This is a genomic window from Faecalibacterium sp. 7 (assembly GCF_049562865.1).
Classification (GTDB): Bacteria; Bacillota; Clostridia; order Oscillospirales; family Ruminococcaceae; genus Faecalibacterium; species Faecalibacterium wellingii.
This window is the reverse complement of the sequence record NZ_CP186911.1, coordinates 229,380-252,357: the sequence shown is the minus strand read 5'-3', so window position 1 is coordinate 252,357 and position 22,978 is coordinate 229,380. Positions and strand designations below refer to the sequence as shown.

Annotated in this window: 18 protein-coding genes and 1 pseudogene; 14 read left to right on the top strand and 5 right to left on the bottom strand. The window is 58.6% G+C overall.

The window, feature by feature from the left end:
• Positions 1-195 precede the first annotated feature (195 nt).
• Together ACKXF7_RS01420 and ACKXF7_RS01415 are read left to right on the top strand one after the other, a co-directional pair.
• Entirely contained in the window at positions 196-1,944 is a 1,749-nt protein-coding gene (locus tag ACKXF7_RS01420; RefSeq protein WP_423741932.1) for a right-handed parallel beta-helix repeat-containing protein, read from the top strand.
• Between the two features lie 286 nt (positions 1,945-2,230).
• Positions 2,231-3,373 (top strand): ribose-phosphate pyrophosphokinase, encoded by a 1,143-nt coding sequence (locus ACKXF7_RS01415; protein ID WP_423741931.1) that lies wholly within the window; start codon positions 2,231-2,233, stop codon positions 3,371-3,373.
• Positions 3,374-3,577: 204 nt separating this feature from the next.
• Here the strand turns inward: ACKXF7_RS01415 and ACKXF7_RS01410 are convergent, their stop codons facing one another.
• Together ACKXF7_RS01410 and ACKXF7_RS01405 are read right to left on the bottom strand one after the other, a co-directional pair.
• Positions 3,578-4,912, bottom strand: a complete 1,335-nt coding sequence (locus ACKXF7_RS01410) for an MATE family efflux transporter (protein ID WP_423741930.1) — start codon at positions 4,910-4,912, stop codon at positions 3,578-3,580.
• A 79-nt stretch (positions 4,913-4,991) separates the two neighbouring features.
• On the bottom strand, positions 4,992-5,906 hold the full coding sequence (locus tag ACKXF7_RS01405; protein WP_423741929.1) for a pyridoxal-phosphate dependent enzyme: 915 nt from the start codon (positions 5,904-5,906) through the stop codon (positions 4,992-4,994).
• A gap of 309 nt (positions 5,907-6,215) precedes the next feature.
• On the opposite strand from ACKXF7_RS01405, the gene ACKXF7_RS01400 reads away from it, so the two are divergent.
• The 8 genes from ACKXF7_RS01400 to uvrC all read left to right on the top strand — a co-directional run bounded on the left by ACKXF7_RS01400 (position 6,216) and on the right by uvrC (position 12,919).
• Complete coding sequence (locus ACKXF7_RS01400) at positions 6,216-6,596, top strand: sigma factor-like helix-turn-helix DNA-binding protein (RefSeq protein ID WP_249238107.1); 381 nt, start codon at positions 6,216-6,218, stop codon at positions 6,594-6,596.
• 24 nt (positions 6,597-6,620) lie between these two features.
• Entirely contained in the window at positions 6,621-7,976 is a 1,356-nt protein-coding gene (gene ffh, locus ACKXF7_RS01395) for a signal recognition particle protein (protein WP_423741928.1), read from the top strand.
• A gap of 92 nt (positions 7,977-8,068) precedes the next feature.
• The gene (rpsP, locus tag ACKXF7_RS01390; protein WP_249238109.1) at positions 8,069-8,311 is read left to right on the top strand and encodes a 30S ribosomal protein S16; all 243 of its coding nucleotides are present in this window, start codon (positions 8,069-8,071) and stop codon (positions 8,309-8,311) included.
• A 17-nt stretch (positions 8,312-8,328) separates the two neighbouring features.
• A complete protein-coding gene (locus ACKXF7_RS01385; protein ID WP_005920371.1) occupies positions 8,329-8,562 on the top strand; it encodes a KH domain-containing protein in 234 nt (77 codons plus the stop codon).
• Positions 8,563-8,622: 60 nt separating this feature from the next.
• Positions 8,623-9,159 carry a ribosome maturation factor RimM gene (gene rimM / locus ACKXF7_RS01380; RefSeq protein WP_249238110.1) on the top strand — a complete coding sequence of 179 codons (537 nt, stop codon included), beginning with the start codon at positions 8,623-8,625 and terminating at the stop codon, positions 9,157-9,159.
• A 3-nt stretch (positions 9,160-9,162) separates the two neighbouring features.
• Positions 9,163-10,410: a tRNA (guanosine(37)-N1)-methyltransferase TrmD gene (gene trmD / locus ACKXF7_RS01375; protein WP_423741927.1), complete on the top strand. Its 1,248-nt coding sequence runs from the start codon at positions 9,163-9,165 to the stop codon at positions 10,408-10,410.
• Positions 10,411-10,740: 330 nt separating this feature from the next.
• A complete protein-coding gene (locus ACKXF7_RS01370) occupies positions 10,741-11,004 on the top strand; it encodes an HPr family phosphocarrier protein (RefSeq protein WP_005920365.1) in 264 nt (87 codons plus the stop codon).
• Between the two features lie 67 nt (positions 11,005-11,071).
• Complete coding sequence (uvrC, locus tag ACKXF7_RS01365; protein ID WP_423741926.1) at positions 11,072-12,919, top strand: excinuclease ABC subunit UvrC; 1,848 nt, start codon at positions 11,072-11,074, stop codon at positions 12,917-12,919.
• 238 nt (positions 12,920-13,157) lie between these two features.
• Here the strand turns inward: uvrC and ACKXF7_RS01360 are convergent, their stop codons facing one another.
• From ACKXF7_RS01360 to ACKXF7_RS01350, 3 genes and pseudogenes are all read right to left on the bottom strand, one after another.
• Positions 13,158-14,006 (bottom strand): transporter substrate-binding domain-containing protein, encoded by an 849-nt coding sequence (locus tag ACKXF7_RS01360; protein ID WP_423741925.1) that lies wholly within the window; start codon positions 14,004-14,006, stop codon positions 13,158-13,160.
• Positions 14,007-14,187: 181 nt separating this feature from the next.
• Positions 14,188-15,001 (bottom strand): annotated as a pseudogene (locus ACKXF7_RS01355) (amino acid ABC transporter ATP-binding protein).
• Between the two features lie 18 nt (positions 15,002-15,019).
• Complete coding sequence (locus ACKXF7_RS01350; RefSeq protein ID WP_423741924.1) at positions 15,020-15,703, bottom strand: amino acid ABC transporter permease; 684 nt, start codon at positions 15,701-15,703, stop codon at positions 15,020-15,022.
• A gap of 356 nt (positions 15,704-16,059) precedes the next feature.
• Between ACKXF7_RS01350 and ACKXF7_RS01345 the strand changes: the two genes are divergently transcribed.
• The 4 genes from ACKXF7_RS01345 to ACKXF7_RS01330 all read left to right on the top strand — a co-directional run bounded on the left by ACKXF7_RS01345 (position 16,060) and on the right by ACKXF7_RS01330 (position 22,819).
• Positions 16,060-17,097, top strand: coding sequence for an NAD(P)H-dependent glycerol-3-phosphate dehydrogenase (locus tag ACKXF7_RS01345; RefSeq protein ID WP_418268251.1), 1,038 nt, complete (start codon positions 16,060-16,062; stop codon positions 17,095-17,097).
• A gap of 225 nt (positions 17,098-17,322) precedes the next feature.
• Entirely contained in the window at positions 17,323-18,120 is a 798-nt protein-coding gene (locus tag ACKXF7_RS01340; RefSeq protein WP_348584682.1) for a zinc dependent phospholipase C family protein, read from the top strand.
• 300 nt (positions 18,121-18,420) lie between these two features.
• A complete protein-coding gene (locus ACKXF7_RS01335) occupies positions 18,421-19,677 on the top strand; it encodes an MFS transporter (RefSeq protein WP_423741923.1) in 1,257 nt (418 codons plus the stop codon).
• A gap of 388 nt (positions 19,678-20,065) precedes the next feature.
• Positions 20,066-22,819: an insulinase family protein gene (locus ACKXF7_RS01330; RefSeq protein ID WP_423741922.1), complete on the top strand. Its 2,754-nt coding sequence runs from the start codon at positions 20,066-20,068 to the stop codon at positions 22,817-22,819.
• The last annotated feature ends 159 nt before the right edge of the window (positions 22,820-22,978 follow it).

The window sequence follows — 22,978 nt, the reverse complement described above, 5'->3', positions numbered from 1 at the left end:
CTAAATCACCAAAGAAACCGGACGCATTTTATGCAAAGAAACGATTTTTCGTAGAACTCTTGCAAAATATGCGGGGGGGGGGGGGTAGAATATGAAATTGAATAAAAAGGGGAAAATGCGTCAGAGGAGGTGACAGGGCAGGAATCGGATCGTACACAGGAATTGTGAAATAAAAAAAGAAAGGAAGAACAAACAGTGAAACAGAAAAAGCAGAACCGGATCCTAGCAGCGTTGTTGGCGGTTGCCATGATGTTTCAGATGCTTCCGATGATGGCATTTGCGGCAGAGGATATACATTTGGAAAATGGACAGGCAAAGATCGGGGATACAGTATACAACTCCGTAATGGAAGCGGTAAAAGCCGCCGGAAGCGATGCTACCATCGAGCTGGGCGAGGGAAACTATACCCTGTACAACGTTGACGGCACCGGAACGAACGGCGGAACGACCACCGGAACGACCAAGGGCAAGAACCTGACCTTTGTGGGACAGGGAACCGATAAGACAGTTTGGCATATCGGTGAAGATGTAGCCGACCCTAATAAGACCGGAGAGTATAATGGTGACTACAGCTTTGACGGTGCAGGCACCGTTACCTTCGAGAATATGACGCTTCGTTCCGGCACAACTACGGACCCGAATACTAAACTTGGCTTTATCCGGCCCAATAAAACAGTAGTTGATAAGTGTGAAATCGTAGGATGGACTGCTTACTGGGGAGATAACAGTGCTGAGTTTACAAACACAACGTTTAAACCGAGTCTATTCAAGGACGCAATCTGGGTGTACTCTTCGAAGGAGGCAACATTTGACAACTGCACATTCACTGCGGGCAGAGGCGTCAAGGTCTACACCGAAAAGGATAAGAGCGTTACAGTCAACTTTAATAACTGCACTGTAGAAAATTCGCCCAGCCACCCGGCAATCTATATCGATGAACTTGTGCTGGACAATGAGAGCAGCAGCAATAGATACACGATCAATATTACGGGCAGCAATAATGTTAATGCGGCTACGTACAAGATGACCTGTTCAAAACTGTTCGGATTCAGAAATATTCCTCAAATCAAACATCCCGGTCACTTTACGAATGTAAAGATTGATGGGGAACTCGTGTGGCGCGAGGGCGAAATGCTGACCCATGACTATACCGATGGCGAAAAGGATAACGCATATAATATCACGTATAGCAGCAGCAATCCCAATGGGTGGGTTGAAGAAGACGGCCATTATAAGCGCCATGTGATCAAGACCTGTAAATACTGTGGCTATAATGAAGAAAAAGACGAGAACGGCTACAAGCTGGCATACGAACTGAACGGCGGCACGGCTGCCGCAGGGGCGGACTATACCGAAAAGATCGTGGCAGAAAACAAAACGGTGACGCTTGCTGCCGCCCCGGCCCCGGCGCAGGAAGGTGTTTATTTCCTTGGCTGGGAGGACGGAAACGGCAAGCAGTATAATGCCGATGCCACCATCACGCTGACGGCCAACACCACGCTGACCGCACAGTGGGGAGATGTGCCGCCTGTGGAGCCGGCCGGCGGCGGCTCCGGCGACGGCGGCGCAGGCGCCGTGGTTGCCGGCGCTCTGCTGGGCGGTGCGGGCTACCTGCTGGGCACCCGCCTGTGGCTGGAGAGCACCTTTGGCTTTGTGCCCGCCAACCGCATCGAGCTGGCAATGGCTCTGTGGAAGCGCGCCGACTGCCCGGCCCCGGTGAGCACCGAGCTGTACCCCGACATTGACGAGGACGACACCGACGCACAGGCCGCCGCCCGCTGGTGCGTGGAGCAGGACCTGATGAAGGACTTTGCCCGTACCAACTCCGACGGTACCCAGACGGTCAAATTTAAACCCTATGGCTATGTGTTCCGTCCCCAGTCGCTGGTCAAGTGGTACAAGCTGGAAAAACTGCTGAACGAGCAGCAGAGCACGAACGCATGAACCCACGATACTGACTGACAGACATCCAAAAGGCGCTGCCGCATTTTTGTGCGGCAGCGCCTTTTGCGCGGGGCGGCTGCGACCAAAGCAAAGGAAAAGTGTGCTTTTTGTAAAAAACACACAGACTGTGCCGAAAAACCGAAAAACAGCTGTGCAAGGCGCAGAAAATGAAAACCGGAAACAAATTGATATGGCACAAATGTCAAATTGTGATAAAATAAAGATAGATATGCACTTTCGTGTGACGATCATTCGGATTGTACAGTAGCAATAAGGAGTTGTGATTATGTCCATTGAAATTTCCCCGAAGTCGTTCTTTGAGCAGCCCAGCGTGGCCGATATGCGTCTCATCGCCTGCCCCGGTGCGGAGGAGCTTACCGGCCTGATCGACAAGCACCTGACCCGCTGGGCCAAAGAAGCCGGCATCGATAAGGAGACCTTTATCATCCCCTGCGACTGCCCCCGCTTCCAGAGCGGCGACGCCAAGGGTCTGGTGAAGGAGTCGGTGCGCGGCGACGATATCTTCATCGTGGTCGATCCCGGCAACTACAGTGTGACCTACAAGCTGTTCAACTACGAGAACCACATGTCTCCGGACGATCACTTCGCCAACCTGAAGCGCCTGATCCAGGCAGTGGCTGGCAAGGCACACCGTGTGTCGGTCATTATGCCCAGCCTGTACGGCGGCCGTCAGCACCGCCGCGTGGTGCGCGAGAGTCTGGACTGCGCTGTGGCCCTGCAGGAGCTGCAGACCATGGGTGTGCGCAACATCATCACCTTTGATGCTCATGACCCCCGCGTGCAGAACGCTGTGCCTCTGATGAGCTTTGATAACGCAATGCCCACCTATCAGGTGCTGAAGAGCCTGCTGAAGAAGGACCCGGACATCTCCTTTGATAAGAGCAAGTTCACCGTGGTCAGCCCGGACGAGGGTGCTATGAACCGCAACATGTACTTCTCCAGCGTGCTGGGCTGCAATCTGGGCATGTTCTACAAGCGCCGCGATTACACCCGCGTGGTGAATGGCCGCAACCCCATCGTTGCCCACGAGTATCTGGGCGAGAGCGTGGAGGGCAAGACCGTCTTCATCGCTGACGATATCATCGCATCCGGCGAGAGCATGCTGGAGGTTGCCGGCAACCTGAAGGAGCGTGGTGCAGACCGCATCATCGCCAACGCGACCTTCCCCCTGTTCACCAGCGGTCTGGACAAGTTCGACAAGGCTGTGGCCGAGGGCAAGCTGACCTATGTTGTGGGCACCAACCTGACCTACCGGATGCCTGAGCTGCTCACCCGCGACTGGTATGTGGATGTGGACGTTTCCAAGTACGCTGCATACTTCGTGGTGGCGCTGAACCACGATATGTCTGTTTCCAGCATCATCGACCCGCTGAAGAAGATCGAGAACTTGCTGGCAAGCCGTAAATAATCCATCGCATAACAAAAGCCGCCGTATCAAACGATACGGCGGCTTTTTGCGCGCATTCTGAAAAAAATGACGATGCCGTTTGTCTGAACGACCTCTCCCGTGAAAATGCAATTCCCGGCAGACCGCAGTCTGCCGGGAATTGCTCTATCCATAAAAATAAAATTTCTGCTAAATATGCTCAGAGCGGAGAGCATGAAAATGATTTTACAGCTCGTCCTCATGGCTGCGCAGATACCGCACCAGCAGGGGCAGCTCGTAGGCCAGCATGACGACCCAGCCGACGACATAACTGTAGGGCAGCGCTTCGATCTCCAGCTTCCACATCAGCACGAACACGGCTGCTGCGGCTGCACGGAACAGCATGTTGATGGTGCTGGACACCAGCGTGACCTTCAGGTCGCCGACGCCGCGGAAGAAGCCCTGAATGCCGTTGGTGAAGGCGGGCATCAGATAGAACAGGGACACGGTGCGCAGGAAACGCACGCCCAGATGGATGACCTCCGGGTCGGTGACGAACAGCTTCATGATGAAGGGCGCACCGCCGAAGCACACCACGGCGATCAGCACACCGTAAACACCTTCGATGCGCATGCCGCAGAGGAAGCCCTGCTTCACGCGGTCATGCTTGCCGGCGCCCCGGTTCTGTGCCATCAGGGTGGTCATGGCGTGGCCGATGTTCTGCTGCGGGGTGTAGGCAAAGTCGTCGATGCGGGAAGCTGCGGTAAATGCGGCCATGGTGCTCACGCCCATAGTGTTCACGATGGCCTGCACCGCGATCTTGCCCAGCTGCACGGTGGCCTGCTGCATGGCGCTGGCCCAGCCATAACTGACTGTTTTGCGCAGCAGACTGCCGTCAAATACCAGCCAGCGCCTGCCCAACTGCAGGATGGGCACCTTCCAGCGGATGTACAGCACGCACAGCACGCAGCACAGTGCCTCGCTGATCACGGTGGAAAGGGCGCAGCCGTTGCTGCCCCAGTTCAGAACCTCCACAAAAAACAGGTCGCCGCCGATGTTCAGCACCGAGCTGATCATCAGAAAATACAGCGCGCTTTTGCTGTCGCCCAGCGCACGCATGGTGGCGGCAAGGAAGTTATAGAAAAAGGTGAAGATCAGGCCCGCAAACACGATGCGCAGGTAGTTCACCGCAATGGGCAGGATATCGGCGGGCACCTGCATCAGCTGCAGCAGGGGCGTGGCCAGAATGACGCACAGCGCCGAGAATGCCAGCGAGAACACGGTGCCCGCGATGGCGGTGGTAGACACCTGACGTTCCACCAGTCGGGTGTCGCCTGCACCAAAGGCAGTGCTGACCAGAATGCCGGCACCCAGACACATGCCGTTGATGAACAGGATGGCCAGAGTCATGAGTGGGTTGGAGGTGCCCACAGCAGCAAGGGCTTCCTCGCCCACGAATTTGCCCACGATGATGCTGTCGGCGGCGTTGTAGGTGAGCTGGAACAGATTGCCCAGCACCAGCGGGATGGTAAAACGGATCAGGAGCGGAGTAATGGCTCCCTTTGTCATATCGTTCGTCATTGGAATTTGGGGAGGTCCTTTCTTATAAGATGGGGAAGAGAAAGCGGGACGGAGCGGATGCGACCGGCCTGCTGTAATATTATAATGTGTTGATCAGCTGCCGCCCGGGCAGGATGGCAAGGGCAGAGCGGCTGGCCCCCACATGGATGAGCTGCGCGGCCGCCTGCAGAACAGCACCGGACGCCACCGAAGCCGGGATTGCATCGGTGTGCAGCACCTTTTGCGCGGCCCGCTGCGCGTCGGTGGTGTTCACCGCTACCACGTTGTCCACCACATAGGCGTTGAAGTTTTCCGGCACAAAGCCATAACCCAGATCGCTGATGCCGTGGTGGCCGGTGAGACCGCCGCCCAGCGCCTGCGATTCGTAGGGCTCCACGGCGGCGATGCGCACATCGTTGGTCCAGGCCTTGATGGTCTCACCCACGCCCGTTACGGTGCCGCCGCTGCCCACGCCGATCACAATGGCATCCACGGCGCTCCTGCCCTCACGGGCGATGTTCTGCACGATGGCCGGGCCGGTGACGCGGCGGTGGTATTCGGGGTTGTCATCGTTGGCAAGCCAGTCCATGTAGTACCAGCCGTTGGCGGCGGCGGTCTGTGCCGCCAGACGGCGGGCACCGTTCACACCGCTGCGGGCCGGGCTGTGGCGGATCTGGGCACCCAGCCGCAGCAGGGTCTCCTGCCGCAGGGCAGGGGCGTCCTCCGGCATCACCAGCACCACCGGATGCCCGGCAGTAAGGCCCGCCAGCGTCAGCGCGGCGGCAAAGGGGCCGGAGGCTGCTTCGATGATGGGCTGGCCGGTGCTCAGCTTCTTTTTCTCAATGGCGAGGGCGAGCATCCCCTCGGCAAGGCCGTCCCGGGCGGTGCCGGTGGGGCCTGCAAAGTCCAGATAGGCATACAAACGCCCTTTCAGCCCGCAGGCGGCGGCATAGCCCCGCAGCTCCACGATGGGGCAGGCGCTGAGCGTCTGGTAAAAATTGGGGTAGATCGGCACGGGAAAACTCCTTTCAAGAGGATGCATCCTGATCAGACGGTGTTTGGCAGAGGCCAGCCCTTCGGGAGAGCTGCCGAACGCAGCAAGACTGAGAGGATTTGTTTGGATACAACAATCTTATCCTAACGCAAAAGACCCCGGTGCGTCAAGCGGTATTTTGGCAAAAACAGCGAATTTTTGCCGGATTTTCTGGAAAAAATCCCGGAATGCCCTTGACAGCAGACAGGGTATCTGCTATAATTCATCCGTAAAGCAGATGAACTTTACATCACTTCTCGAAAGCACAGGCACAAAACCGGGGGTCAGAGGATGGCAAAAGATCTGGAAATGGGCTATCTGCTGGACTTCTACGGCGAGGTGCTCACCGAAAAGCAGCGCGAGATGCTGCGCCAGTATTACAACGACGACCTTTCGCTGAGCGAGATCGGCGAAAACTTCGGCATCACCCGTCAGGGTGCGCGGGACGCCATCAAGCATGGCGAGAATGCGCTGAAGGAGCTGGAGGAAAAGGTCGGGTTTGCGGCCCGCTACCGCCGGGTGCAGCAGAAGCTGGAGGAACTGGAGCAGATGGTCATTGATGCACGGTTCGAGTGCACCGGCCCAAATGGCCTGACCACCACCGAGTATGAACACCAGCTGACCGGGATGCTGAAGCTGATCCGTTCCATCGACGAAGCGAACGAGAGCTGAAACTTGTGAAAGGAGCACCGCACAATGGCATTTGAATCCCTTACCGACCGCCTTGCCGGTGTGTTCAAAAAGCTGCGCGGTCACGGCAAGCTGAACGAGGCAGATATCAAGGCCGCCATGCGCGAGGTGCGCATGGCACTGCTGGAAGCGGATGTCAACTATAAGGTCGCCAAGGACTTCTGCGCGAAGGTGTCCGAGCGCGCCATGGGTCAGGAGGTCATGGAGAGCCTGACCCCGGCCCAGCAGGTGGTCAAGATCGTCAACGAAGAGCTGGTTGCCCTGATGGGCGGCAGCGAGGCGGCCCGCCTGAACATCAAGAACAAGGGCCAGACCGTCATCATGCTCTGCGGCCTGCAGGGCAATGGTAAGACCACCCATGCCGCAAAGCTGGCAAAATACTTTATCAAACAGGGCCGCCGCCCCATGCTGGTGGCCTGCGATATTTACCGCCCTGCGGCCATCGATCAGCTGCAGGTGGTGGGCAAACAGGCGGGCGCACCGGTGTTCACGCTGCCGGGTGCAAAGCCGCCGGAAATTGCAAAGAAGGCGCTGGCACACGCCAGGGATTACGGCAATGACATCGTGATCCTGGACACCGCCGGCCGTCTGCAGATCGACGATGTGCTCATGCAGGAGCTGGTGGACATCAAGGAAGCCGTTCCTGTGGACGAGACCCTGCTGGTGGTGGACGCCATGGCCGGTCAGGACGCCGTGAACGTTGCCAAGACCTTCAACGAGAAGGTGAGCATCGACGGCATCATCCTCACCAAGACCGACGGCGATACCCGCGGCGGTGCGGCACTTTCGGTGCTGGCCGTCACCGGGAAGCCCATCAAGTTCCAGGGCACCGGCGAAAAGCTGGACGATCTGGATGTGTTCCATCCCGACCGCATGGCAAGCCGCATTCTGGGCATGGGCGATGTGCTGAGCCTGATTGAGCGCGCACAGGAAACGGCAGACGAAAAGGCTGCCGAGGAGACCGCCCGGCGGATGATGGAGAACAAGTTCGACATGAACGACATGCTGGACCAGTTCGCACAGATCCGCAAGATGGGCGGTGCAGGCGCGATGCTGAGCATGCTGCCCGGCAGCAGCGGCATCGATCCCAGTCAGGTCGATGAAAAGGCGTTCGACCGCATTGAGGCCATGATCTATTCCATGACCAAAGAAGAGCGCGAGAAGCCCTCCATCATCAACCCCAAGCGCAAGCGCCGCATCGCGGCCGGCAGCGGTACCACCGTGGCCGACGTGAACAAGCTGCTCAAGCAGTTTGAGATGATGCAGAAGATGATGAAGCAGTTCAAAAAGAGCCCCAAGGGCTTTGCCCGCCGCTTGGGCGGCATGATGGGAAATCCCGGTGCCTTCCGCGGGCTGAAATGATTTTTTTGTGATACAACCCCCTTGCGGGTTTGTACAATATAAACAACGCGCCCGCAAGGGCCGCACAAAACAATTTTTGGAGGATATTTACCATGGCAGTTAAGATTCGTCTGCGCCGCGTCGGCGCCAAGAAGGCTCCCTTCTATCGTGTTGTTGTTGCTGACAGCCGCTTCCCCCGCGACGGCCGTTTCATCGAGGAGATCGGCACCTACGATCCCAACCAGGAGCCCTCTGTGATCAAGATCGACGCTGAGAAGGCAAAGCAGTGGATCGCCAACGGCGCACAGCCCACTGATACCGTTCGCGTCCTGCTGAAGAAGTCCAACGTTCTGTAAGTAGGGAGGGCTGACTCATGCAGGAGCTGTTGCTGGCAGTTGCCCGCGGTCTCGTGGAGGACAAAGACGCCGTCAAGGTCACGGTGGACGAGCCCCGCGAGGACGGCACCATCGTCTACCACCTGAGCGTGGCAGAGGGAGATATGGGCCGTGTCATCGGCAAGCAGGGCCGGATCGCAAAAGCCATTCGTGTGGTGATGCGCGCGGCTGCTGTGCGGGTCGATGAAAAGGTCCTTGTTGAGATCGACTGAGCACCCTACAGGCCCTTTGCCCTTGCGGCAAGGGGCCTTTTTGATTATAGGAGCAAAAATATGCAGCAATATCTGGAAGCGGGCAAGGTCGTGACCACCCACGGCGTGCGCGGCGAAATGAAGCTGGAGCTTTGGTGCGACGGCGTCAACTTTCTGAAAAAGGTGGGCAGACTGTACGCATCGGCCCAGGGCGGCAGGGCATGGAAGATCGTCTCCATCCGTGCGCAGGGCCAGATGGCGCTGCTGCAGCTGGAGGGCGTCAACGACATGGACGCCGCCCGTGCGCTGCGCGGGCAGGTGTTCTACTTTGACCGCAATGACGCCACCCTGCCCGCAGGCCGCTGGTATGTGGCCGACCTCATCGGGTGTGAAGTGCGGGATGCCGACACCGGCAGGGTGTACGGCGTTGTGACCAGCGTGGACCATCCCGGTGCACAGGATATCTACACCGTCAAAGCCCCCAGCGGCAAGGAATATATGTTCCCGGGCGTGGACGCCTTTTTGAAAGAGCGCAACCCGCCGGAGGGCTATCTCCTTGTCACCCCCATTCCGGGCCTGCTGGATGACGACTTTGACAGCGAACGGGAGGAAGAGTGAGCTATGGGGATGCGCGTGGACATCGTGACCCTGTTCCCGGAAATGTGCCAGCAGGTGCTGGATGCCAGCATCATCGGGCGCGCGGCAAAGAAGGGCTTTATTGAGACCCACTGCCACCAGATTCGGGACTATACCCTGAACAAACAGAAGCAGACCGACGATTACCCCTACGGCGGCGGCTGTGGCATGGTGCTGTATGCCCAGCCCATCGCAGACTGCCTGCGTGCTGTGCAGCAGGAAGTGGCTGCACAGGGCCGTCCGGCCCCGCATATCGTGTTCCTGACGGCAGGCGGCCAGCGCTACACCGAGGAGCACGCAAAGCGGCTGGCCCAGTATGATAACCTGACACTGGTATGCGGCCACTATGAGGGCATCGACGAGCGCGTGATCGAGGCATTTGCGGACGAGGAGATCTCCATCGGTGACTACATCCTCACCGGCGGCGAGCTGGCCAGCCTTGTGGTGGCAGACAGCGTGCTGCGCCTGAAGCCCGGCGTGCTGGCAGAGCAGAAGGGCTACGAGGAAGAAAGCTACTGGGACGGCCTGCTGGAGTATCCCCAGTACACCCGCCCCGAGGTGTGGGAGGGCCGCGCGGTGCCGCAGGTGCTGCTGGGCGGCGACCACCAGAAGATCGATGCATGGCGCAGTGAGCAGAGCCGGGAGCGCACCCGCCTGCGCCGCCCGGAGCTGTATGAGCAGTGGTGCAGGAGCCACCCTGTGGAGGAACTGCCCAAGTGGAAGCGCGGCGAGAACATGCGCCTTGTCAAGACCGATGAGCAGTTTGCCGCCGCCGCCCGCATCTTTGTGGAGGGACGGCGTGCGACTTGTGCCGAGAACTGGACCCCGGAATACTGTACCAGCCTCAACGAGGAAGAGTACCTGCTGCAGCTGCGGCAGGAAAAGGCCGCCGGCTGGGCATGCTATCTGCACACCACCAAGGAGGTGCCGGACGGCATCGTGAGCATCAACCACAAGGTGGGGCACATTGAACATCTGTTCGTCACCGAGGAGGCGCGCGGCAGGGGCATCGGTATGAAGATGCTGGACTTTGCCCGCAAAAAGCTCAGCGAGCACGAGCACCCGGTGCTGAGCGTGCTGAACACCAACACCCGGGCCATTGCGCTTTACACCCGCATGGGCTGGGAAATGACCAGCGGCACCGAGCTGGAATTCACGCCGGAGCAGTATCCGGCTGTGGTGAAAAAGTGCGCACTGGTCTGGATGCGGTACGAGGGCGGCGCACAGAAGTGATCCCCGGCCCCGGCCAAGGGTGCACAAAAGCGGGAAAACGGGTGCGCAAAGTATGGCAGCAGGTGCCGAAAACGTACAAAAATGACAGAGTTATGGGCCGACGGTCGAAAAAATGTTGAAAACTTTTGTATTTACCCTCTAACCTTCGGGGAATAATTTTATTATCTTTGTACAAATAATGAAAAATGGGCCCCTTTTCATTGGAGAAACCGCCAAAAATACGCCGGAGGGCTGTACAACCGTTTCGACTTGCGCTAAAATAATCGTAACGCAACAGGTACACTATACAGATTCTATACCCAAAACGATATTAGATAGGAGCGCTTTACTATGTACGTGAAAGAAGTTACCGTTGAAAATCAGGTTGGTCTGCACGCTCGTCCGGCTACCTTCTTCATCCAGAAGGCTAACGAGTTCAAGTCTTCCATCTGGGTCGAGAAGGAAGAACGCCGCGTGAACGCAAAGAGCCTGCTGGGCGTTCTGTCTCTGGGCATCGTGGGCGGCACCACCATCCGTATCATCGCTGACGGCGCTGATGAGCAGGCTGCAGTGGACGGCCTGATCAAGCTGGTGGAGTCCGGCTTTGCGGAGTAATCTGTACCAATAAAATGGAGCGGCGGGGGAACCTGCCGCTTTTTTGTTTTTTGCTTAAGGAGATGCCATGACCAAAGCGGAACTCTACCAGAAGGCCTGTATGCTGCCGCTGCTGCCCGGGGTGTATATCATCCGGGATAAAAGCGACACCATCATTTATATCGGCAAGGCAAAGCGGCTGCGCATCCGGGTGAGCCAGTATTTCCGCGAAGGCGTGCCCCACGACAACAAGGTCAGCCAGATGATCGCCCACGCCTATGCCTTTGACGTCATCGTGTGCCAGAGCGAGTTCGAGGCACTGGTGCTGGAAGCAAGCCAGATCAAGGCCCACACTCCCAAGTACAACATCCTGCTGAAGGACGACAAGGGCTACAGCTATATCAAGGTGACAAAGGAGCCATGGCCCCGGCTCTCCTTCGTGCTGCAAAAGGAGGAGGACGATGCCGAGTATATCGGCCCCTATACCTCCAGCTTTGCGGCCCGGCAGATGGCGGAAACGGCCATGGATGCCTTTCTGCTGCCGCGCTGCAATAAGCGCTTCCCGCAGGAAATCGGCAAAGGACGCCCCTGCCTGAATGCGCACATCGGCAAGTGCATGGCGGTGTGCAGCGGAAAGATCCGCTGCGAGACCTACAACGAGGCGGTCAAGAATGCCGTGCACCTGATCCGCTACGGCAAAAAGGACATCCTGAAGATCCTTAACGAGCGGATGCAGGAGGCCTCGGACCGGCTGGAATTTGAGACGGCGGCCCTGCTGCGGGACCAGATCGCAGCCATCACCAAGGTGAGCGCCGGGCAGAAGGTCATTGTGGACCCGGATGTGGAGATGGATGTGGTGGCGCTGGCAGGCACGCCGGACAGCGTGTGTGCGGCGGTGCTGCGCTTCCGGGACGGACGGCTGACTGACAAGCGGGAGTTTTTGTTCCACGATACCTCGGACATCGCCGCTGTGCGGGAGGAATTTCTGCCCCGGTATTATCTGGATGACGAGCAGATCCCCAAGATCATTGCGGTGGACGAGCTGCCGCCGGACAGCGATGCCTTGCAGCAGGCGCTGAACGAAAAGCGCGGCAGCGAGGTGCAGCTGTATGTGCCCCAGCGGGGCGATAAGGCCCATCTGGTGGAGATGGCCCACACCAACGCGGTGGAGCGTCTTGCCCGGGAGAGCGGCCGTTACGCCCGGGAGGAAAAACTGCTGGACGAGCTGGCGCAGGTGCTGGGCCTTGCAAAGCCGCCCCGGGCTATTGAAAGCTACGATATCTCCAACTGGGGCGATGGCTCCAGCGTCTGCGGCATGGTCACCTTCAGGGATGGCAAGCCCTATAAGGCGGGCTACCGCAGATTCAAAATGAAGACGGTGGCGGGCACTGACGACTATGCATCGCTGGCAGAGACCGTCTCCCGGCGGGCGGCAGAGTACGAAAAGTACGCAGAGCTTGCAAAAAAGGGAGAGCCCTGCAGCAACTGGTTCGGGCAGAAGCCGGATCTGCTTTTGATGGACGGCGGCAGGGGGCAGGTGAGCGCGGCAAAAGAAGCACTGGCCGGGACTGCCCTTGCGGATGTGCCGCTCTACGGCATGGTGAAGGACGACCACCACCGTACCCGTGCCATCGTGGACAGTGAGGGGCGGGAGATCGCCATCAACATGAACCGGGGCACCTTTACTTTTATCACGGCCATTCAGGACGAGACCCATCGCTTTGCCAATGCCTACCGCAAGCAGCAGATGAAGCAGAAGAGTTATTCCTCCACCCTGACCGAGATCCCCGGCATCGGCCCCAAGACAGCCAAGGCACTGATGGCCCAGTTCAAAAGCGTGAGCGCGGTGAAGGAAGCCACGCCTGACCAGTTGGAAAACACCCCCGGTGTGGGGAAACAGACGGCACAGACCATCTACGAGTATTTTCACGCATAAAACCAAAACCTTCGCAGTCATCGCTGCGCGATGCCAGCTCTCCCGAAAGGGAGAGCTTTTTGCATTCAGATGCAATGAATGTGCAGAGCTGAAAAAAACGCGATTGATGCATTTACCGGTTACGGCCCTTTCCGTGAAAAGGCAAAACCCGGCAGACCGCAGTCTGCCGGGTTTTGCAATATTAAAATGAATTTTCCGCTGAAAATGCCCAGAGCAAAGCGGAGGGCATTCAAATGATTCAGTTCTCCGCAGAAATATCCTGACCGAAATACTTCTCGCCCAGCTCTTTCAGGGTGCCGTCGGTACGCAGCTCCTCAATGGCGGTGTTGATGGCTTCCAGCAGGGTGGCGCTGGCATCACCCTTGCGCAGGGGGATGGCAACGTGAGAAGCGTCCTCAGTCTGGGCCACCAGCTTGAAATCTGCGTCCGGATGGACGTTCAGGTAATCGTAGAAGGAAACATCGGCGTTCAGGGTGGCATCGATGCGGCCTGCGGTGAGCAGCTGGATGGTCTCTTCCAGCGTGTCAATGCCCTGCACGGTGGCGCCATAGCTTTCGGCCAGCTCCATGTAGGTGGAAGCCAGACTGTTGGCGGTGGTCTTGCCCTTCAGGTCTTCAAAGCTGGTGATGTCCTCGTTGTCCTTGCGGACGGCAAGGGCGGTGTGGATGTAGCCGTAGGGCTCGGTGAAATCATAGGTCTTGGCGCGCTCGTCGGTCACTTCCACGCCGTTGCACACGATGTCGTAGCGGCCTGCGTCCAGACCGGCAAACAGGCTGTCCCAGTCGCTTTCCACGTACTCCGGCTCCACACCCAGCTTTTCGGCAATGGCGCGGGACACCTCCACGTCGTAGCCCACCAGAGTATCGGATTCGTCGTGGTAGCTCCAGGGCTGCCATGCGCCTTCCAGCGCAACGATCAGCTTGCCACTGGACTGGATGCTGGACAGCTGGTCGCCGGCAGCAGGAGCCACAGAGGCGGCCGTGCCGGAAGCAGCGGTACTGCCGGAAGAGTTGGAGCAGCCAGCCAGAGTCAGCACACCGGCAGCGGCCATAACGCTCATAAGAGAAATAAAGGTTCTGCGTTTCATAGTTGGATTCCCTTTCCTCTATAAAAATATTTGTGAAATAATCTCCTTCAGGCACAGCTGACGCTGCGCCAGCTCCCTCAAAGAGGGAGCCCTTGGCAAAGAGGGAGACTTTCTGGTTTTGCCAAAGGCCCCATCTCAGAGGGGGCTGTCTGCGAAGCAGGCTGGGGGAGTTGGTTAAACTTTACTCAGTGTGTGCGATCTTGCGCAAAAACTCGCGGGTACGCTCCTCCTTCGGGTCTGCAAAGAACTGGCGGGAGGGAGCCTGCTCCACCACTACGCCGTTCTCCATGAAAACGGTCTTGGAGGAAACATTGCGGGCAAAGCCCATCTCGTGGGTGACCACCAGCATGGTCATGCCCTCTTCGGCCAGCTGCCGCATGACCGAGAGCACCTCACCGGTCAATTCCGGGTCCAGCGCACTGGTGGGCTCGTCAAAATAGATCATTCTCCGGGTCGGAGGCCAGTGCCCGGGCAATGGCCACGCGCTGCTGCTGACCGCCGGAAAGCTGACGAGGGTAGGCGTCTGCCCGGTCGGCAAGGCCCACCTTTGCCAGCATTTTCATACCCACGGCGTCCGCCTGCTCTCTGGGCATCCTGCGGGCCACGATCAGCCCCTCGGTCACGTTCTGCAGAGCGGTCTTGTTCCGGAAGAGGTTGTAGTTCTGGAACACAAAGGCCGTCTTTTTGCGCAGGCGGGCGATGTCAGCCCGGTTTGCATGGGCCAGATCAAAGCTCTCGCCGTCAAGGATCAGCTGGCCAGCGTCGGCAGTCTCAAGAAAGTTCAGACACCGCAGCAGGGTGGTCTTGCCGGAGCCGGAGGGGCCGAGAATGGCCACCACATCGCCCTTTTCTACGGTCAGGTCCACCCCGCGCAGCACCTGCAGCTCTTGGGCAGCCTTCCGCGCACTGGGACGGTGGAAGATGCCCGCATGCAGGCCGGGCTTTGCATTGGTGCGGAATGTTTTCTGCACATTGCGGATCTCTAACATTGCCATAAAACCCACACTCCTTTCTCACTGGAAGCCGTGGGCATTCAGCCGACGCTCCAGCAAAGCCTGCAGCTTGGTGATGACCGTGCAGAACAGCAGGTACACCACAGCCACCTCGCAGTAGATGGGCAGGAAGATGTAGGTGCGGGCGGCCACCCGCTGGCCCGCCATGAACAGCTCGGCCACCGTGATATTGGACGCCAGCGAGGTGTCTTTGATCATGCCGATGAGCGAGTTGGAGAGGGCAGGCACTGCCGTGCGCAGGGCCTGTGGCAGCACGATGCGGCGCATGATCTGCCACCAGCTCATGCCCACGCAGTAACCGGCTTCCAGCTGGCCCTGGGGCACGCTTTCCAGCGCACCGCGCATGGTCTCGGCACAGTAGGCACCCTCGTTGAAGGCAAAGGCGATGACCGCAGCCGGGAAAGCGTCCAGCATGATGCCCACGCTGGGCAGACCATAAAAGATGATGAACAGCTGCACCAGCAGCGGCGTGCCGCGGATGACCCAGATGTAGAACCGTGCGATCTGCCGCAGCACCGGCACATTGGCGTACTGCACCAGCGCGACGGCCACGGCAATGATCATGGCAAAAAAGAAGGAGACAAGGGTCAGCGGGATGGTCATGGTCAGGCCGGCTGTCAGGATACGCGGCAGGGCCTCCGCCAGCACGCTGACCGTGCGGTTTGCAAAAAATGCTTCAAACATGAAAAATGTTCCCTCAGAACGGTGTTCAGATACTCTCTGTGTTGTCCGGAATAAAGGTATTATAAACCTTGAAGTACACTTGAAGTCAAGGCTTTTTGCCAAATCCCTACAAAACCTACCAGAATACTATAGCATGAATCCGGATGGAGTGCAAACGGTTTGCGCAAAACGCGTGATGTGTACAAAAACGGACGACCCATCTGGAAAACTTTGTGCAATGCGGCAAGCGGTTGACGGCGCACCTGCTTTCGTGTACAATGGACGTGACAACGCGCACCGGGCAAAGCACCGGCATGGGCGCAAATTTACCGCCGGGCACAGCTGCCCTGTGCGGTGCAGACACGGAGGACACGAACGTGACAAAGAAAAAAATCGGCGTTTTGGGCGCAGGCACCTGGGGCATGGCGCTGGCACGGATGCTGTGCGTCAGCGGCAATGAGGTGCAGGTGTGGTCGGCACTGCCGGCCGAGGTGGACAGCCTTTCTGCTGCCCGGGTGCACCCCAACCTGCCGGGCATGAAGATCCCGGCAGAGCTGCAGTTCACCAAGAGCATCGAGGAGGTTTGCACCGGCAAGGATGTGCTGCTGTTTGCAGTGCCGTCGGTGTTTGTGCGCTCCACCACCGCCAAGGCCCGGCCCTATATCCCGGACGGACAAATCCTTGTGGACGTTGCCAAGGGCATGGAGCCGGATACCTTATATACCATGACCGAGGTCATCGCCGACGAGCTGAACCGTGAGGGCGGCCCCAAAGGAGTAAAGCTGGTAGCGCTCTCCGGCCCCACCCACGCCGAAGAGGTGGCGCTGGACATGCCCACCACTATCGTTTCGGCCTGCCCGGACGAACAGGCTGCAGAATTTGTGCAGGACGTGTTCAGCAACACCTGTATGCGGGTGTACACCAACCCCGATATCAAAGGCGTGGAGCTGAGCGGTGCGCTGAAGAACGTGATCGCGCTGGGCGTGGGCATCTCCACCGGCCTTGGCTACGGTGACAACGCCCGCGCGGCCCTCATCACCCGCGGCATTGCCGAGATCGCCCGGCTGGGCGTGGCCATGGGCTGCAACATCCACACCTTTGCGGGTCTGGCCGGCATCGGCGACCTGATCGTGACGGCCACCAGTATGCACAGCCGCAACAACCGCGCCGGCATCCTGATCGGCAAGGGCGAAAGTCCGGAGCAGGCCGTCAAGGAAGTCGGCATGGTGGTGGAGGGCATCAATGCACTGCCTGCCGCTATGGAGCTGGCTGCAAAGTACAATGTGGAAATGCCCATTGTGCAGACGGTGAACGCCATCGTGAAGGAGGGCATGAGCGCCAGCGATGCTCTGCGCACCCTGATGGATCGTAACCGCAAAAACGAAATGCCGCAGGGATACGAAAACAACGGGTAAAAACCAGTGAAAAGGCAGCTGACCGCAGGGTCGGCTGCCTTTTGTCCTTTTTATGGGCAGCCCGGCTGCCCTGCAGACACCGAAAACACAAAATAATTCAAATTTTTTACCAAAATCAGACGTAAAAGGGTAGAAGGTCGGGAAACTTTCTGCTATACTGAAACAGAACGCAAAAACCGGGGGACGTTTTGTGCACCCTGCCGGAGAGAAAGAGAGGAATCTGCCATGCCGTCAACCTATGCGCACCGCCGCTTTGGCGCCAATGTGCTGGAACATCTGCCGGATGAACTGCGTGCTCAGCTGGAACAGAACCGTGAGCTTTACGATATCGGCCTGCACGGGCCGGACCTGCTGTTTTATTACCATGCGGCCAAGTCCAACCCGGTGGGTGCACTGGGCAATGCCATGCACGAGGAGCCGGGGCGGGTCTTTTTTGACCGGGCGCGCAGGGTGGTGCACTGCGAGGCGGACCGGGATGCTGCGCTGGCCTATGCGCTGGGCTTTGTCTGCCATTTTGCGCTGGACAGCACCTGTCATCCCTATGTGGAGCAGTTCACCCGGGAAAGCGGTGTGACCCACTGCGAGATCGAGACCGAGTTCGACAACATGCTGCTGCGCCGGGACGGATACGACCCGCTGAAGTTTTTCACGGCCAGCCATATCCACCCGTCGGAGAAGAATGCGGGGATCATTGCGCCGTTCTACGAGGGCATCTCGGAGCAGACCGCGCTGGAAGCACTCAAGGGCATGATCTCGGTGCACAGACTCCTGCAGGCGTCCAACCCGGTCAAGCGCTGGGTGGTGCTGACCGGCATGAAGGTGGTGGGCAAATATGATATGCTGCACGGCCTTGTGGCAAATCCGCAGCCGAACCCGAAGTGCATGAAAAGCGGCAAGCAGCTGGAAGCACTGTACGCCAAGGCTCTGCCGCTGGCAGAAACGCTGATCCTGGAGTTTATGGCAAAGCTTGATACTGACGAACCGCTGGATAAGGCCTACGACCATACCTTTGGGGAGTTCTGAGTAAGTCGATGCAGGCCAGCAGGGAAAGATGCTGCTTCCCGCTGCGACCCTTTTGGTGAAAATGTGTTTGGAGCGCTCCGCGTTTGCACAGCAATGAAAGCCCCAGTGGGGCTTTTAAGCGGCGAGCGGTCTGCGTTAGCAGATGGAGGGGCTTTGCCCCGACAAGTTCCGCAGAGCGCGACAAACACGAAAATAAAAATAAAATTTCCGCTGAATATGGCCAGAACGTGAGCGGCGGCCATTTTAAATGGTGAAATCTAAAAAGAGGGGGCACCGCCCGGCGGTGCGAGAGGAAACAAGATGAAACATGAAAAATTCAAGGTGACACCGCTGGAACGCGCGTGGATCCTGTACGATGTGGGCAACTCGGCCTTTGTGCTGATGATCGCAACGCTGGTGCCCATCTTCTTCAACGCGCTGGCTGAGGCCGGCGGGCTGAGCTCGGTGGACTATCTGGCCTACTGGGGCTACGCAAGCTCGGTGGTCACGGTGATCACCGCCGTGCTGGGACCCATTCTGGGCACGCTGGCCGACACCAGAGGCTTCAAGAAGCCCATCTTCATGCTCTGCCTGTTCGTGGGCGTGGCAGGCTGCTGTGCTATGGGCCTTGCCACGACATGGCTGCCGTTCCTGCTCATCTTCATCCTTGCAAAGATCGGCTTTTCGGGCAGTCTGGTGTTCTACGATTCCATGCTGGGCGATGTGACCACCCCGGAACGCATGGATGTTGTGTCCTCGCAGGGCTATGCATGGGGCTACATTGGCAGCTGCGTGCCCTTTGTGGTGTGTCTGGCGCTGGTGCTGGGCAGCGGGGCCATCGGCCTGAGCCAGATGACCGCCCTTTCCGTGGCACTGCTCATCACCGCCGTGTGGTGGCTGGGCACCACCCTGCCGCTGCTGCGGAAGTATAAGCAGATCAACTATGTGGAGGTGAAACAGCACGCCATCCAGCAGAGCTTTGTGCGCATCGGCCACACCCTCAAGCACCTGTACGAGGATAAGCAGGTGTTCTGGTTCCTGCTGGCCTTCTTCTGCTACATCGACGGCGTGTATACCATCATCGATATGGCCACCGCTTACGGCACGGCACTGGGGCTGGAGACCACCGGCCTTTTGCTGGCCCTGCTGGTGACGCAGATCGTGGCCTTCCCGTCGGCGCTGATCTTTGGACGTCTGAGCGCAAAGTATCCGTCCAGCCAGCTTATCCCGGTCTGCATCGCAGCCTACACCGGCATTGCGGTGTTCGCCTTCTTCCTGACCAGCCAGTGGCAGTTCTGGGTGCTGGCCGTGCTGGTGGGCATGTTCCAGGGCGGCGTGCAGGCGCTCAGCCGCAGCCACTTTGCCAAGATCATCCCGGTGGAGAAATCCGGCGAATACTTCGGCCTGTTCGATATCTGCGGCAAGGGCGCATCCTTCCTTGGCACCATGATCGTGAGTGTGGGCAGCCAGCTGACCGGCAGCGCCAATGTGGGCATCGGAATGCTGGCGGTGCTGTTTGCGGTGGGCTTTGTGCTGTTCCGGGTCTCCTGCAGGACTGAGGACGCAAAACAGGTGTAATAACACGATTTAGAACAGCCGACGCGGTTGCTCTGGCAATATCAGAGGAAAGATTGTTTTATAATTTTGCGAACAAGCCAGCCCTGCGGGGCTGGCTTATTTGCTTTTTTACGGGAAGAGCGTAACGGCAAACGGCATTTTGCTGCCATTGCGCAGTAAAGATGCAGCTTTCGGCAGCGACTCTATTCGTGAAAGTGCGTTTGGAGCGGCCCGCAGGCCGCGACAAACGCGAAATAAAAATAAAATTTCCGCTGAATATGGCCAGAGTGTAACGGAGGCCATTTTAAATCGTTCTGCTGGTTATAATTAACAAACCTGTAATTGTGTTTTTCGCCCTCGAATGATACAATAGGGGCAATGACTTCAAAACCGCAAAGGAGAAAACGAAATGGAACGATTTCCCGGTTATACCACCCTGCGCACCGAGCCCTGCCCGGAACAGCACGGGACCCTGACCGTGCTCACCCATGATGTGAGCGGTGCCACCGTGCTGCTGGTGGAAAATGAAGATATCAATAAGGCATTCGGCATCGGATTCGGTACCTTCCCGTCCGATGACACCGGTGTGTTCCACATTCTGGAACACTCGGTGCTGGCGGGCAGCGAGAAGTACCCGGTCACTTCGCCGTTTCTGCAGCTGCTCAAAAGCAGCATGGCATCCTTCCTCAATGCCATGACCTTCCCGGACAAGACCGTGTATCCCTTTGCTACCCCCAACGAGACCGACTTCAAGAACCTGATGGACGTCTACCTGAACGCGGTGTTCTGCCCGCTGGCTATGGTGGACAAGGCGGTGTTCGAGCAGGAGGGCTGGCACCGCAGTGCCGACGGCACCGTGAGCGGAGTGGTGTACAACGAGATGCAGGGTGCGCTGGCCGCACCGGATGCACAGCTGGAAAATGCACTGGAACGGGCCATGTTCCCGGATACAGCCTACGGCTTTGTTTCCGGCGGTGACCCGGCCAGCATCCCGGCACTGACCTACGAAAAATATAAGCGGGTGTACCGCCGCCATTACAGTGCAGACAATTGCTGCATTACCCTTTACGGCAGGATGGATATAGCTGAAAAGCTGGAACTGCTGGACAGGGATTATCTCTCTAAAATGCCCAAGGGCACCAGCCGTCCGCGGCTGACCGTGCAGGACGAGCAGGCTGGAGCCTGCGTGGAGCTGCCCTACTACACGGAGAACCCGGAGCCGGACGAGGTGCAGTGTGCACTGGCATGGTACACCGGTGCCTTTGCGGACCGGGAGCGTCAGCTGGGCGTGGAGGTCCTGCTGGACGCCTTGCTTGGCACCAACAACTCGCCGCTGAAAGCCGCGCTGCTGGCGGAAAAGCTGGGTGCGGATATCGACATCGGCTTTGATGACAGCACCCTGCAGCCGGTGCTGGAGCTGGTGCTGCGCGGTGCCACCAGAGAGACTGCAGGCCGGTTCTCTGCCGCTGTGCGCAAGGCTGTGGACGGCATTCTGGCCGAAGGCATCCCGCAGGAGTTGCTGCTGGCCTCGCTGAACGCGGCAGAGTTTGCGTCCCTTGAGCGCCCGGGCAGCCTGCCGGACGGCGTGCTGGATGCCATCAACGCTTCCACCGGCTGGCTGCACACCGGCGACCCGGCTCTGCTGCTGCACACGGACAGGCTGTTTGCTTCCCTGCGGGAAAAGATGGCCGACGGCTGGTTCGATGAGCTGCTGCGTGAGCTGTTTGCACCGGCCCCGGTGCAGGTGGTGCAGGTGCCCACTCTGCCCGGAAAGGACGAGGAGAACGCGCCTGTCCGCACCGACGGCAAGCTGGTGCTGGAACACCCGCTGACCGCCGCCGACCTTGGCGACGGCGCAAAGACCGCACCCGGAACGCGGGAACTGCTGGCCGGGGCACAGCTGCTGCATCACCCCTCGGCGGGCAGCCTGTATCTGAATTTCTACTATGACCTCGGCAATGTGAAGCCCGAGGACATGCAGTATCTTGATCTGCTGACCGATGTGCTGGACGAACTGGACAGCAGCAGTCACACCGCCCGGCAGCTGAACACCCTGCGCAGCACATGGCTGGGCGACAGCCGCGTGCAGCTGGACATCTGGACCGGCCGTCAGGAGGGCGCACCCTGCCACGCAAAGCTGAGCCTGTGCCTGAGCCTTCTGGAACGCAGTCTGGATAAGGCAGTGGAGCTGGGCGGCGAGTGGCTGTATGACACCATCCTCACCGGCCCGGCGGCAGAAGCTGCCTTTGCCCGGGTGCTGAGCCAGCAGAAGCTGAACATGGAACAGCAGTTCATCCAGCAGGGCAACGTATACGCAGCCACCCGCGCCGGTGCCCACTACACGGTGGACGGTGCGGTGAGCGAGCGCTGCAGCGGCGTGAGCTACTATAAGTTCCTGTGCGGCGTGCAGGAGCGGGGCAACTGGGCCGCTTTGGGCGAAAAACTGGATGCTCTGCGCACCGAGGTGCTGCAGCACGCGCAGCTCACCGTCAGCCTGCACGGCAGCGAGGATGCCTTTGCCAGACTGCGCACCCTGCTGCCGGAAAGCCGCTTTGCCGCCGAGGGCCGTGCTGCGGCAAGACCCTATACCGAGCCGCTGACCCCGCCGGTGAATGAAGCCTTCGTGATCGATGGCGGCGTGAACTACGATGTGCTGGTGTGGCCCATGGAGCGCCGCAGCGACCGCAAGGTGCTGGCCCGCGTGATGAGCTACGAATACCTGTGGCACAGTATCCGCGAGGTGGGCGGCGCTTACGGCACCGGAATGCTCTCCTCGGACGGCGTGGAGTACCTGTACACCTACCGCGACCCCCATGTAAAGGAAAGCTACGACACCTTTGCAAAAGGCCCGGCAGAACTGGCAGCCCGGGAGTACACCGAAAAAGATCTGAACGATTTTATCGTGGGTGCCGCAGCCAAGCTGGACACTCCCCGCAAGCCCCGCGCCGAGGCCCGGGAGATCGACCGCCGGTACTTCTGCGGCATCACGGACGAGATGGTGTCGGCCGACCGCGGAGCCCTGTGCGCTGTGGATGCTGCCCTGCTGAAGGAGCAGGCCGCAGAGCTGGGTGCCGCCATGGCAAACGGCGTGCGGGTGGTGTTTGGCAGCAAGGATGCTGTGGAAGCCGCAAAAGAATTGTTTGATACGGTGGAAACATTGTAAATGAATTTTAAAAAGTGCCTGATGATACGAAAAATGTCGTCGGGCACTTTTACTTTTTGTAAAGAAACGGAAAAATTTTAAAAGCAGGGTTGACGCGGCAAAAAAGCAGTGGTAAAGTAATGGGCGGAAAAGGCAAAAAGTGTCTTTTTACAACAGGAA